This window comes from Mycobacteroides salmoniphilum (assembly GCF_004924335.1).
In the GTDB taxonomy this organism is placed as follows: Bacteria; Actinomycetota; Actinomycetes; order Mycobacteriales; family Mycobacteriaceae; genus Mycobacterium; species Mycobacterium salmoniphilum.
Genome location: NZ_CP024633.1, coordinates 2,485,345 through 2,498,142 on the forward strand (window position 1 = coordinate 2,485,345; position 12,798 = coordinate 2,498,142).

Here is a 12,798-nt window from a genome sequence, read left to right on the forward strand (position 1 = left end):
GGTCAGGCTCCCACCGCTTGGGTAAAGCGCACGTAGCCGTTTTCCTCCAGCTCGTCGGCCAGCTCGGGACCGCCGGACTCGACGATGCGCCCGCCGACGAAAACGTGCACAAACTGCGGCTGGATGTAGCGCAGGATCCGGGTGTAGTGGGTGATGAGCAGAACGCCGCCATTCTCGCGCTCGGCATACCGATTCACACCCTCGGACACAATCCGCAGGGCATCGACGTCCAGCCCGGAGTCTGTCTCATCCAGAATGGCGATCTTCGGCTTGAGCAGGCCCAACTGCAGGATCTCGTGGCGCTTCTTCTCGCCGCCCGAGAAGCCCTCGTTGACGCTGCGCTCGGCGAAGGCGGAGTCGATCTCCAACTCCCCCATGGCTTCCTTGACTTCCTTGATCCAGTGCCGCAGCTTCGGAGCCTCGCCGCGGACGGCGGTGGCAGCGGTGCGCAGGAAGTTCGACATCGACACTCCCGGAACCTCGATCGGGTACTGCATCGCCAGGAAGAGACCGGCACGGGCACGCTCGTCCACGGACAGTTCCAGCACGTCCCGCCCGTCGAGAGTGATCGACCCCGAGGTCACCTGGTACTTGGGATGTCCGGCGATGGCATAGGACAGCGTGGACTTCCCGGAACCGTTGGGGCCCATGACCGCATGGGTCTCCCCCGAGTTCACCGTCAGGTTGACGCCCTTGAGGATCTCGATGGTTTCGCCCTCATTAGGCGAGATGCTGACGTGCAGGTCCTTGATTTCCAGAGTGGTCATGAGTTGCTTTCTATCTACGAGTTGGTCTGGGCGAGTTCGTTTTCGATGGCCTCGGTAAGGCGATCTCGCACTGACTCGATCCCGATCCGGCCAATGATGTCCTGGAAGAAGCCACGCACCACCAGACGGCGTGCATCCTCCTCGGCGATACCGCGCGAGCGCAGGTAGAACAGTTGCTCGTCATCGAATCGCCCGGTGGCACTGGCGTGCCCCGCCCCGGCGATCTCGCCGGTCTCGATTTCGAGGTTGGGCACCGAGTCGGCCCGAGCGCCGTCGGTGAGGATCAGGTTACGGTTCAGTTCGAAGGTGTCGGTTCCGGTCGCCTCGGCGCGGATGAGCACGTCACCGATCCAGACGGTGTGCGCATCGGGCTTGTCGGAGGCCGGATTGCCCTGCAGCGCACCCTTGTACGTGACATGCGAACGGCAGTTGGGTTGGGCGTGATCGACCAGCAGCCGATGCTCGAAGAACTGACCGTCATCGGCGTAGTAGAGACCGAGCAACTCGGCGTCGCCTCCCGGGGCCTCGAACCGGACGGTGCCGGTGAGACGAACCAGATCACCACCGAGGGTGACCGCGATATGGCGCAACACCGCGTCCTTGCCCAGCTTGGCGTGATGCGCGCTGACATGCGCGGCGTCATCGGCCCAGTCGGCGATCGAGACGACGGTCAGCCGAGATGCGTCCTCGAGCAGGAATTCGACATTCTCGGCGTATGTTCCGTTGCCGCGGTAGTCGATGACCACCAGCGACTCCGACAGTTCAGCGGCTCGCACCTGCAGATGTCCGTAGGCCACCTCGCCCGCGCCGGGGCCGCTCACGGTGATCTCGATCGGGTCTGCGACCACAGCCTGCCTACCGACCGAGACGACGGTCGCGGACGAGAACGCGGAGTATGCCTGTGCGGCAACGCGATCTGACGGAACCCCGCCCCTGCCGAGCCGTTCGTCACCGCGATCGACGGTCTCGACGGTTACGCCGTCACCAGCCGTGACTCCCACAGCCGGATCTGCCGTCGCGACAGCAGATCCGTCGTGCAGACCACGCAGACGGCGCAGCGGGGTGAACCGCCACAGCTCGTCGCGGCCGCCGGGAACCTCGAAGGCTTCGACGTCATAGGAGCTGAACAGTTCGCCCTTGTTGGAGCCCTCGACAGCTTGAGTCAACTGCGTCATGACTAACCGACCGAACCTTCCATTTGCAGCTCGATGAGCCGGTTGAGCTCGAGTGCGTACTCCATCGGCAGTTCCTTCGCAATCGGTTCGACGAACCCGCGCACCACCATGGCCATCGCCTCGTCCTCGGTCATACCGCGGCTCATCAGGTAGAACAACTGATCGTCACTGACCTTCGAGACGGTCGCCTCATGCCCCATGGTGACATCGTCTTCGCGGATGTCGACGTACGGGTAGGTGTCGCTACGGCTGATCGAGTCGACAAGCAGCGCATCGCATTTCACCGTCGAGCGGGAGCCGTGCGCACCCTTGTTGACCTGGACCAGGCCACGATAGGAGGCACGCCCACCGCCACGCGCCACCGACTTGGAGACGATGTTGCTCGACGTGTTCGGCGCCAGGTGCAGCATCTTGGCGCCGGTGTCCTGGTGTTGCCCCTCACCGGCGAAGGCGACCGACAGCACCTCACCCTTGGCGTGTTCACCAGTCATCCACACGGCCGGGTACTTCATGGTGACCTTGGAACCGATGTTGCCGTCGACCCATTCCATGGTGGCCCCCGCCTCGGCGCGGGCCCGCTTGGTAACCAGGTTGTACACGTTGTTCGACCAGTTCTGGATGGTCGTGTAGCGGCAGCGCCCACCCGGCTTGACGATGATTTCCACCACGGCCGAGTGCAACGAATCGGACTTGTAGATCGGTGCGGTACATCCCTCGACGTAGTGCACGTAGGCGCCCTCGTCGACGATGATGAGCGTCCGCTCGAACTGGCCCATGTTCTCGGTGTTGATGCGGAAGTAGGCCTGCAGCGGGATATCGACCTTCACGCCCGGCGGCACGTAGATGAACGAGCCACCCGACCACACGGCGGTGTTGAGCGCCGAGAACTTGTTGTCGCCGGCCGGGATGACGCTGCCGAAGTACTCCTTGAAGATCTCCGGGTGCTCGCGCAGGCCCGAATCGGTATCCAGGAAGATCACGCCCTGGGCCTCGAGGTCCTCGCGGATCGAGTGGTAGACGACTTCCGACTCGTACTGTGCGGCAACTCCGGACACCAGGCGCTGCTTCTCGGCTTCGGGGATACCGAGGCGGTCGTAGGTGTTCTTGATGTCGGCGGGCAGGTCATCCCACGTGGCGGCCTGCTTCTCGCTGGAGCGCACGAAGTACTTGATGTTGTCGAAGTGAATGCCCTCAAGGTTCGATCCCCAGTTCGGCATCGGCTTCTTGTCGAAGGTGCGCAGCGCCTTCAGGCGGACGTCGAGCATCCATTCGGGTTCGCTCTTCTTCGACGAGATATCGCGCACGACAGCCTCGGACAGACCGCGCTGCGCGCTGGCTCCGGCCGCGTCGGAGTCAGACCAGCCATAGCCGTAATTGCCCAGTGACGCGATCGTCTCGTCCTGGGTCAGCACCTCACGCTCGAGGGTCATCGTGACTCCTTACTGATCGTTGTATCGGGCGCGGGGCTGGGCGCCAGAGTTGGAGATACGTGCAGGGGAATATGGGTGGTGCAGGCACAGTCACCGTTGGCGATGGTGGCCAGCCGCTGTACATGTGTTCCCAACACCTCGGCGAAGGCCTGTTGTTCCGCCTCGCAGAGTTCGGGGAACTCTGCGGCCACATGCGATACCGGACAGTGATGCTGGCATATCTGCACACCGCTCAAGGACGCACCTGCTCCACCGACCCGCTGGGTGCTGGCCGCGTAACCGGCCTTGGTCAGCGCGGCGGCCACCTGATCCACCGCGGCCTCGGTGTCGTCGAACGGCGCGCCGACCGCGACATCGCTCAAGATCGAGTCAATGCGACGCCGCGCGAAGATGCGCACCGCATCGTCGCCGCCGATCTCGCGCAGCTGGCGCATGGCGGCAGATGCCAGGTCGTCGTAGGCGTGGTTCAGCTTGCCGCGACCGTCCGCGGTGAGCTGGAACCGCTTGGCCGGGCGGCCTCGGCCGTTGTGCTGCCATGCGGCCGCCGGATTGGAGACGGCGTCGCCGGCCTCGATCAACGCGTCGAGGTGGCGGCGCACACCCTGCGGCGAGAGACCGAGCTGTTCCCCGATCTCACCCGCGGTGACCGGCCCGGACTCCATGAGTAGCCGCACCACCGCGACGCGTGTCTGGCCATCATGGGACACGGCCGGGGCAGCGTCCAGCACCTGCGACGTCGCCGCAGCAGACGCCACCACAGAGGCCTGGCCGAATTTCACAACACCAGTGTGACGCAATTCGGAATGCCACGTCTAGCAAGGGTTACCTATGTTCAGCGCCACCCTGCCGGCCGGACAGGCCCTGCCCGGCTGGTTCCCCGGAGCAGGCATGGCGGGCCGATACGCTGCTGGCGTGTCGGTACGTGGTCAGTGGCTCAGCTCGTCGCTGTCGCATCTGCATGATGACGAGCGCTCGTCGGCCCCGCTGAATGAGCGTGAGCTCACAGCCATGAACCGAACTCGCCTGTTCGGCGCCACCGGAACGGCTCTTATGGCGATCGGCGCCCTCGGTGCTGGCGCACGACCCGTCATCCAAGATCCGATCTTCGGAGTGCGGCTGCTCAACCTGCCGTCGCGGATTCAAACGGTATCGCTGACGATGACAACCACCGGCGCCGTGATGATGACGTTGGCCTGGCTCATGTTGGGCCGCTTCGCTATCGGCAGCCTGCGGAACAAAAACGCCAACGGCGAACGTGGACCGGTCCGCCGGATGTCCCGCGGCCAGCTGGACCGAACCCTGCTGCTGTGGATTCTGCCGCTGCTCGTTGCGCCTCCGATGTACTCCAAGGACGTGTACTCGTATCTGGCGCAGAGCCAGATCGCGCGACTCGGCAAGGACCCGTATACCGAAGGCCCGGCGGTCGCTCTGGGGCTGGATCACGTATTCACCCTGTCGGTGCCCAGCATGTGGCGGGAAACTGCGGCGCCGTACGGTCCGTTGTTCCTATGGATCGGCAAGGGAATCTGCCGACTCACCGGCGATGACATCGTCGCCGGGGCGTTGTGCCATCGACTTGTCGAACTGCTCGGGGTGCTGCTGATCATCTGGGCGACGCCGCGTCTAGCCCAGCGCTGCGGAGTCGCGGAGGTCAGCGCGCTGTGGCTCGGCGCGGCCAATCCGCTGCTACTGATGCACCTTGTCGCGGGAATCCACAACGAGGCACTGATGCTGGGCCTGATGCTGGCCGGCACCGAGCTGGCGATGCGCGGTGTCGATTCGACGCGCGCGCTCGTGGGGGTGAGACTGAGGTTGGGCCCTTGGGGGCCCCGCACCCGCGCCGAATGGGCCACCTGGGCGCCGCTGGGCAACCTCCTGGCTGGCACGGTGTTGATCACCGCCTCATCACAGGTCAAACTCCCCTCCCTGCTGGCCCTGGGTTTCGTCGGCATGGCGCTGGCACGCCGGTGGGGCGGCGGCGTTCGCGGTCTCTTCCGGGCAGGCGCGCTGCTGGGCACCGTCACCGGCGTCTGCACGGTCCTCATCGCCTGGGCGAGCGGTCTCGGTTTTGGCTGGATGTTCACGCTGGATACCGCCTCCCAGGTGCGCAGTTGGATGTCGCCGCCCACTCTCGTGGCATTAGGCACCGGGCAGGTCGGCATCCTGCTCGGTCTCGGCGATCACACCACCGCGATACTGTCGCTGACCCGCGGCATCGGCATCGGCATCATCGGTATCGCGGTGTCGTGGCTGCTGTTGGTCGTGCTGCGCGGACGCCTGCACCCCGTGGGTGGGCTGGGTGTCGCCCTCGGCATCACGGTGCTGCTATTTCCGGTGGTGCAGCCCTGGTACCTGCTGTGGGCGATCATCCCGCTGGCCGCGTGGGCTACCCGCCCCGCTTTCCGTGGCACCGCAATCGGCATCACCCTGCTCGTCGGCATTTTCGGGCCCACAGCCAACGGCGACAGGTTCGCGCTGTTCCAGATCATCGACGCGACAGCGGCAAGTGCGATCATCGCGCTCCTGCTCATCGCTATCACGCACGACTATCTGCCGTGGCGTCGGCTGCCTAACGGTGACAAAGGCGCGCCGCTTACGCTGACTGACCGTGACGCAACCACCGACAAGGACAGCACCACCGGTGCGGATGCGGTCGGTAACGAAGCGATACGGGACAACGACAGCACTCCACAACCTCAACCTTGAGGTAGAGCAGGCCCAGGTCTTTGCACTGCTCGGCCCCAACGGCGCCGGGAAAACCACCTCCGTCGAATTGTGCGAAGGCTTCTTACATCCGGACGAGGGCACCGTCGAGGTGCTGGGCATGGATCCGGTCGCGAAGAACTCGGCGGTGCGCGCACGGATCGGTGTGATGCTGCAGGGCGGCGGCGCTTACCCCACCGCACGGGCCAGCGAGATGCTCGGGCTCGTGGCCTCATACTCCGCCAAACCACTTGACCCGCAATGGCTTCTGGACACTCTTGGGCTGACCGACGCCGCCCGCACCCCCTACCGGCGTCTTTCCGGAGGACAGCAGCAGCGCCTCGCGCTGGCATGCGCGCTGGTAGGCCGGCCTGAGCTGGTGTTCCTGGACGAGCCGACCGCCGGCATGGACGCCCACGCCCGGCTGGTGGTGTGGGAACTCATTGACTGTCTGCGGCGCGATGGCGTCTCGGTGGTGCTGACCACGCACCACATGAAGGAAGCCGAGGAGCTCGCCGACCAGCTGATGATCATCGACCACGGCGCGGTGGTGGCCGCCGGTACCCCGTCGGAGCTGATGCAGTCCGGCGCCGAGAACCAGCTGCGCTTCTCCGCCCCACCACGACTGGATCTGACCCTGCTCACCTCCGCGCTGCCCGAGGGGTACAAGGTCGCCGAGGTCACTCCCGGTGAGTACCGCGTCGAAGGCGTCGTCGACCCACAGGTGCTGGCCACCGTCACCGCCTGGTGTGCCCGGATGGATGTGCTGACCACGGACTTGCGGGTGGAGAAACGCAGTCTCGAGGATGTGTTTCTGGAATTAACCGGCAGGGAATTGCGATGACCGACACCACACCCCGTTTCGCCCCGGGCACTTTCAGGCCGGACCCGCGACCGAGCGCCGTGCACACCATGTTGTTCGCGCAGTTCTGGCTGGAACTCAAGCTGCTGCTGCGCAACGGCGAACAGCTACTGCTCACCATGTTCATCCCGATCACCCTGCTCATCGGGCTGACACTGCTGCCTCTGGGCCAGTTCCCCGGCTCGCGTACCGACATCTTTGTGCCTGCCATCATGGCACTGGCGGTCATCTCCACCGCGTTTACGGGGCAGGCCATCGCCGTCGGGTTCGACCGCCGCTACGGCGCGCTGAAACGCCTGGGCGCCACCGCATTACCTGTGTGGGGCATCATCGCCGGCAAGGCGCTGGCCGTGGTTACGGTGGTGGTCTTGCAGGCCGCGGTGATCGGCGCGATCGGCGGGGCGCTGGGTTGGCGCCCGCATCCGTTGGGGCTGCTCCTCGGCGCCGTGGTCATTGCCCTGGGCACCGCGACGTTCGCGGCGATGGGGCTCCTACTCGGCGGCACACTGCGTGCGGAAATCGTGCTGGCCCTTGCGAATCTGCTGTGGTTCATTTTCGCCGGGCTAGGGGCATTGACGTTGGAGGACGGTCGCACCACCGACGCGATCCCCCATGCCGTGGTGCTGCTGGCTCGGTTGTCGCCCTCGGGCGCCCTTTCGGAGGCGCTGGCGGCGGCCATGACGCTGTCGGTGGACTGGTTCGCGCTGGTGGTGCTCGCCGTGTGGGGCGCGCTCGCCGGATACGGCGCCCTGCGCTGGTTCCGATTCACCTGACCCGATGAGATCGGGGCCTGCGGCCGGTCTCTATCGGTATGTCCGATACCACGCCCCTGCCCCCGATCGTTTCCCGTGACGAGTGGCTTAGCGCCAGCGCCGAGCTGCTGGTTCACGAGAAGGCAGCCACGCGAACCCTCGATGCGCTGGCAGCGCGGCGTCGCCGGATGCCGATGGTCGCCATGCCCGGCGGTTACACGTTCACCGGGCCCGACGGCGAGCTGTCACTGCCGGATCTGTTCGACGGGCGTGACCAGCTCATCGTGTACCAGTTCATGGACAACGGACCCGACGACCACTGCTCCGGGTGTGCCTCGGTATGCGACAACATCAGCAGGCATGAGCATCTGAACGCCCGCGACACCAGCTTCGCGGTGGTGTCCGACATGCCGTATCCACAGATCGAAGCGGTCCAGCACCGCATGCAATGGTCGTTCCCGTTCGTATCCTCCCATGGCACCGTCTTTGCCGGGGATTGCGGCGCCGGAAGAGGATTCGGCATCAGCGTGTTTCTGCGCGACGGCGACAACGTCTACCAGACGTACTTCAGCACCGACCGCGGCGCAGACAAAATGCGCTTGGACTTTGTACTGCTCGACCTCACACCGTATGGCCGTCAAGAGGATTGGGAGGACTCACCGGACGGCTGGCCACAGACACCGCCGTATCAATGGTGGCGCTTGCATGACGAGTACTAGCGCCTATCTAGACAGCACTCCCGCCGATCGCTACGCTGGGCCCGGCTAATTAAACGATCGGTCATATTTTCCCCGTTCGACCGATCACCTCAACGAGGAGGACGTCGTGAAGCACGATCGGTTTCTGATGAGCGCGGGCATCTGGTCCCCGCTGGCGTACTTGCTCACCTTTGGGTTCGGATGGCTTGTCCTTGCTCACTGGTTTCCACCGATCGCACCGACCAAGAGCCCCATGCAGGTTGCGGAGATCTTCCGTAACAACCACTTTGTGCTTGAGCTGGCCGCCGTCTCCATCATGGTCTCCACCGTCGTGCTCGTTCCCACCTCCGCCTTGTTGGTCCTGGTGATTCGGAAGATCGAAAAGCAGACCAGCCTGCTGACACTCATGGCCGGTTTCACACTTACCTGTTTCTTGGTGCTGAACTTCTACGCAGGCTTCTCGTTCTCCACAGCAGCGTTCCGTGTTGAGCGTTCTCCCGACCTAGTCCAGTACGCCAGCGACGCGGGCTTCCTCCAATTCATCGGCGGAATACCGATGTTCATCATGGTGTGGATATTGACGGCATACGCCATCCTCGTCACCGACAGAGGACCGGAGCCGGTCGCCCCCCGTTGGTTCGGCTATCTCAACCTGTGGATTGCGCTGCTGTATCTACCCGAGCTGCTGGTCTTCTTCTTCAAGACCGGGCCGTTCGCATGGGACGGCATCGTCGGATTCTGGATTCCCGCAGTCCTTTTCATCGTGTATTTTCTTGTCGCGCCGTTCGTGCTGAAACCGATTGTCAAACGCCACTTTTCATGACCGCCCAACCGAGCACCGACGTGGGAACCGTCGACGCCACCAATCGTGGCCGGAAGATTCCGGGCGAACCTGAGTTCTGGATCTTCGTGCTGGGAGACATGGCTCTTTTCGCAGTGTTCTTCATTCTCTGGGGGTGGAACAACGCCCATCAGCCTGAGCTGTTCGATGCGAATCGCGCGACTCTGAGCAAAGGGATCGGCCTCACCAACACCCTGCTTCTGATCACCAGCTCCACTCTGGTGGCGGCTGGGCTCACGCGGGCCAGAGATGGCCATGTCCAGGTGGCTCGCCGCCTCTATCAGGGCGCGATGACGCTTGGCGGCGGCTTCCTCGTGCTCAAGGTCGTGGAATACGAGGCGCACATCCGACACGGAATGAGTGCCGTCAGTAACGACTTCTTCATGCTCTATTTCGTCTTCACCGGCATCCACGCTCTGCACGTCGTCGCCGGACTGGCCGCGCTCGCACTGGGCGCCCGGCAGTGCACTGCACGGGCGGATCCGGAGCGGGCGGGTACACAGGGGCCGAATCTGGTACTCCTGGAATCCGTTGGCGTCTATTGGCACATGGTCGATGTGTTCTGGCTCTTCCTGTTCGCCATCATCTACCTCGTTTAGGAAGCCGGTGAGTACGCATATGGCACTGAATATCCGGACTGATACTCCCGTCCGTGTTATCGCGACATGGGCGGTGCTGGTAGCCGCAAGTCTCGCCTCGGCGTTCTTGAGCCATGACCAACTGTCCGCGATGGGTATCGCCGGCGTTCTGATGCTGGCTGCGTTCAAAGCACTTCTGGTGATGGGCGAATACATCGAAATCCGGCGCGCTCCGATATGGCTCATTGCAGTCTGCGGCCTCTGGACCGGTGGCGTGTCGTGCTGCCTCATTCTGCTGATCGCCGCACCCGCGTGGACGCTCACATTGTTGGGTCAATGAGCTAGCGCCAAGTCTCGTACGCTCCTCGTATGGCGGATATCGCGGCAGCCCTGAACCGCTTCGTGACTGCGTTCAACACCAATGACCTGGACCTGGTCATGGAGCATTTTGCCGATGACGCCGAGTACCTCCCCGGCGATGGGTCACGGCATATCGGATTGACCGCCATTCGTCGCGAATTCGAACCGCAGTTCACCGGCGCCTACGGCGCAATGACATTCGACGAGCACGACCGGCTGATCGATCAGTCCGCACGCAAGGCGACCATTCGGTGGACATGCCGCCACGACATCCGGGCACGCCAGTCCCCGACGCGACTGCTTGGTGCGGCGACTCGCCTTGCGGCGTTTGCCTTCCCCCGTTTCGGATGGGAAGGCTTGGACGTCTTCCACTTCGACGCGGACGGGAAGATCACCGGCAAGTACTCGTATTCCAATTACGTAGTACCCAGGATCAGTCGACGACTCGGCTAGTCGTGCGGATATCTCGCCCTCAGCCGGGAGTGGCCCGCAATGCCCGGTACGCGGCTCGGCCGACAATTTCGGCCAGGTCCGCGGCCGACCATCGCGGTTCGGGACTGAGCATCAACCGGATGGCCCCCTCGCTGATCGCCAGGAGTGTTTCCACCAGCGGGGGCATAACAAAGTCGACATCGCGCACCTGCCACCGCTGCAGCAGGGGGCGCATGACTTCGCAGATCTGCGCCCGGATCTGCGAACGCCCCTGCGAAATAGCCTCGGCAAGAACGGGATCTGACTGCGCCGCCGCGATGATCTGCCACGAGGCCGGGCGTCCCGCGACGTCGGCAAGCAGAGCTCCGAATCCGTCGACGAACATCTGCTCGACGGAGCTTGTCCGCCGCGGCGGAAGGATCGCACGCAGACTGGTCAGAGCCAGCCGTGTTTCGCGTTCCAGCAGCTGCGTCAGTACCTCACTTCGCCCGTTGTAGCACGCATACACAACGGGGCGGGTAACGCCCATGCGCGTGGCGATAGCAGCCATCGTCACATTCGCCACGCCCTGTTCAGCGGTGATCTGCAGGGCCGTATCCAGCACCTGCGCCCGCCTGCGCTCCGGTCCGAGATGTTCGGCCCGGGCGCGCGGATTCGTCGAGGCTGGCGGCGCGGTGACGGTGTCCTCCTACGGCTGGCCCGGCTACTGCAGATACACGTTGGCGATGATGAGCACCGGCCAGGCGACAATTTCTCCCAGCATAGAGAACAGCTTGTCCAATCCGGTGAGTTGTTCAAGGTGGTCACGGTGGGTCATCGCCCAAATCACGCCAATCACGAAGTACGGCACGCCAACGACGATCGCCAGATAGACGAGCTGGCGGATGCTGAGGCGACGGTCGAGCAGATCCTTGATCATGATGTGTTCCTTCTCAATCATCCAACGGTGCCGAGAATCGGCTCGGACTCTCTAATTCCCTCGTCGCTGGGAGCTTGTCCCTCTCCGAACACGCGTGCCTTCTGCTTATCCCGGAGTCCACGGTGCGCCTGGCTCGGAATCTCATAGCCGTAAAGCTCCTGAGCCTCCCTGGGCGTCATGGTGATCGGGCTTTTCGGCGGTACCGACAGCAGCACGCGGGCGCCGATGGGCACGGTGCCGGGTGAGATCAACCGGAGCAGGATCAATTGCAGCCGTTTGCTCATGCTGATCGCCGTGAATGCGGCGCTCATCGGTGGCACGATCGCCGCGTCGAGCAGGGGGGCAACGCTGAGCCCGGCCATCTCGCGCATCCACCGGGGCATGGTCGCCAAGGTGCCCCGGCGCAAGAACCATGTGATCACCTTGGTGAACGGTCGCAACACCAGCGGCATCGGCGGCAGCATCACCTCGGCGCTGAGCAAGTGCCGCATCGCCTGTCGGGCGATATCAGAGCCGAGGAGCAGCGGCCGCATCATCTCGAAGTACTCGCTTACCCCCTCACGCGTTCGGGGGATGTCCCGCGGGTCGCATGTCTGCAATTCGGCGGCACGGGCGCATTCGGTCCAGAACTGCGCTTCTTCCCCGTCAGAAAGCCGCCCTGGGCCGTACTTCTCATAGGCGAGCAGAATCGAATGCCAGGCGGTGAGGTGAATCCACAACTGCGATGCGGGATTGTTCGCGTCGTAGTTGTCGCCGGTGACCGGATCGACGCCGATGGCCTTGGAATGAATTTTGACCAGAACATCGGCAGCCTTGGCTGTCGACCTGCTGTCATCAAAGGCGACCATCGCAAAGTACCGCAAGGTCCGGTCATAACGGGTCCGTGGCCGCGCATAGATCTCATGCGTCTTATCCACGGCCGCAATCAATCCGGGATCGAGTTCCTCGATCACCACGGCACGCTGAAACCCAATGGACAGTGACGTCGGGTAGCTCCACACGCGCCATGACACCGATTCGGGGCCAAAGAAGCCGTAGTCCTCAGCAGGTTCAACCTTCGGTAGTGACAGCCACTCCCGGATCACACTCACAGGCCCGCTCCCTCTGCATCAGTAATCCTACGACATGTAGGAATTTAATACACTGTGTAGGATTCATCACTGGGTCGCTTACGTCAAGGGGTCGCGCGTCAACAATTGCCCCACCGCCCGAACCCCGCATGCACACGAGATCTGCAGTGATTACTACAAGGCGTAGTTGGCAGTGGCATAGACTCATCGC

15 protein-coding genes are annotated in these 12,798 nt (G+C 63.6%); 8 read left to right on the forward strand and 7 right to left on the reverse strand.

Annotation, left to right across the window (positions count from 1 at the left end; translation table 11 throughout):
- Positions 1-2 precede the first annotated feature (2 nt).
- From sufC to DSM43276_RS12275, 4 genes are read right to left on the reverse strand one after another with little or no spacing between them, the layout of a single operon-like run.
- On the reverse strand, positions 3-767 hold the full coding sequence (sufC, locus tag DSM43276_RS12260; RefSeq protein ID WP_078329864.1) for a Fe-S cluster assembly ATPase SufC: 765 nt from the start codon (positions 765-767) through the stop codon (positions 3-5).
- A 14-nt stretch (positions 768-781) separates the two neighbouring features.
- A complete protein-coding gene (gene sufD / locus DSM43276_RS12265; RefSeq protein ID WP_078329863.1) occupies positions 782-1,942 on the reverse strand; it encodes a Fe-S cluster assembly protein SufD in 1,161 nt (386 codons plus the stop codon).
- Positions 1,943-1,944: 2 nt separating this feature from the next.
- Entirely contained in the window at positions 1,945-3,372 is a 1,428-nt protein-coding gene (sufB, locus tag DSM43276_RS12270) for a Fe-S cluster assembly protein SufB (RefSeq protein WP_078327059.1), read from the reverse strand.
- Positions 3,369-4,151: a helix-turn-helix transcriptional regulator gene (locus tag DSM43276_RS12275; RefSeq protein ID WP_078329862.1), complete on the reverse strand. Its 783-nt coding sequence runs from the start codon at positions 4,149-4,151 to the stop codon at positions 3,369-3,371. Before DSM43276_RS12275 ends, sufB begins: the two co-directional genes overlap by 4 nt.
- Positions 4,152-4,284: 133 nt before the next feature.
- Between DSM43276_RS12275 and mptB the strand changes: the two genes are divergently transcribed.
- From mptB to DSM43276_RS12315, 8 genes are all read left to right on the forward strand, one after another.
- Positions 4,285-6,078 (forward strand): polyprenol phosphomannose-dependent alpha 1,6 mannosyltransferase MptB, encoded by a 1,794-nt coding sequence (gene mptB / locus DSM43276_RS12280; RefSeq protein WP_078329992.1) that lies wholly within the window; start codon positions 4,285-4,287, stop codon positions 6,076-6,078.
- Positions 6,020-6,919, forward strand: coding sequence for an ABC transporter ATP-binding protein (locus DSM43276_RS12285; protein WP_078329861.1), 900 nt, complete (start codon positions 6,020-6,022; stop codon positions 6,917-6,919). Before mptB ends, DSM43276_RS12285 begins: the two co-directional genes overlap by 59 nt.
- The gene (locus DSM43276_RS12290) at positions 6,916-7,710 is read left to right on the forward strand and encodes an ABC transporter permease (RefSeq protein WP_078327062.1); all 795 of its coding nucleotides are present in this window, start codon (positions 6,916-6,918) and stop codon (positions 7,708-7,710) included. The genes DSM43276_RS12285 and DSM43276_RS12290 overlap by 4 nt, the downstream gene beginning before the upstream one ends.
- Positions 7,711-7,748: 38 nt before the next feature.
- On the forward strand, positions 7,749-8,408 hold the full coding sequence (locus tag DSM43276_RS12295) for a DUF899 domain-containing protein (RefSeq protein WP_078329860.1): 660 nt from the start codon (positions 7,749-7,751) through the stop codon (positions 8,406-8,408).
- Between the two features lie 106 nt (positions 8,409-8,514).
- Entirely contained in the window at positions 8,515-9,210 is a 696-nt protein-coding gene (locus DSM43276_RS12300) for a hypothetical protein (RefSeq protein WP_234803042.1), read from the forward strand.
- Positions 9,207-9,827: a cytochrome c oxidase subunit 3 gene (locus DSM43276_RS12305; protein ID WP_157896040.1), complete on the forward strand. Its 621-nt coding sequence runs from the start codon at positions 9,207-9,209 to the stop codon at positions 9,825-9,827. The genes DSM43276_RS12300 and DSM43276_RS12305 overlap by 4 nt, the downstream gene beginning before the upstream one ends.
- 19 nt (positions 9,828-9,846) lie before the next feature.
- The gene (locus tag DSM43276_RS12310) at positions 9,847-10,146 is read left to right on the forward strand and encodes a cytochrome C oxidase subunit IV family protein (RefSeq protein ID WP_211196723.1); all 300 of its coding nucleotides are present in this window, start codon (positions 9,847-9,849) and stop codon (positions 10,144-10,146) included.
- A gap of 29 nt (positions 10,147-10,175) precedes the next feature.
- Positions 10,176-10,619 (forward strand): YybH family protein, encoded by a 444-nt coding sequence (locus DSM43276_RS12315; RefSeq protein WP_078329857.1) that lies wholly within the window; start codon positions 10,176-10,178, stop codon positions 10,617-10,619.
- 19 nt (positions 10,620-10,638) lie between these two features.
- On the opposite strand, the gene DSM43276_RS12320 is transcribed toward DSM43276_RS12315, so the two are convergent.
- The 3 genes from DSM43276_RS12320 to DSM43276_RS12330 form a co-directional block, all read right to left on the reverse strand.
- Positions 10,639-11,202 (reverse strand): TetR/AcrR family transcriptional regulator, encoded by a 564-nt coding sequence (locus DSM43276_RS12320; RefSeq protein WP_078329856.1) that lies wholly within the window; start codon positions 11,200-11,202, stop codon positions 10,639-10,641.
- 99 nt (positions 11,203-11,301) lie between these two features.
- Positions 11,302-11,517: a hypothetical protein gene (locus DSM43276_RS12325; protein WP_078329990.1), complete on the reverse strand. Its 216-nt coding sequence runs from the start codon at positions 11,515-11,517 to the stop codon at positions 11,302-11,304.
- 17 nt (positions 11,518-11,534) lie between these two features.
- Positions 11,535-12,608: an oxygenase MpaB family protein gene (locus tag DSM43276_RS12330; protein WP_078329855.1), complete on the reverse strand. Its 1,074-nt coding sequence runs from the start codon at positions 12,606-12,608 to the stop codon at positions 11,535-11,537.
- Between the last annotated feature and the right edge of the window lie 190 nt (positions 12,609-12,798).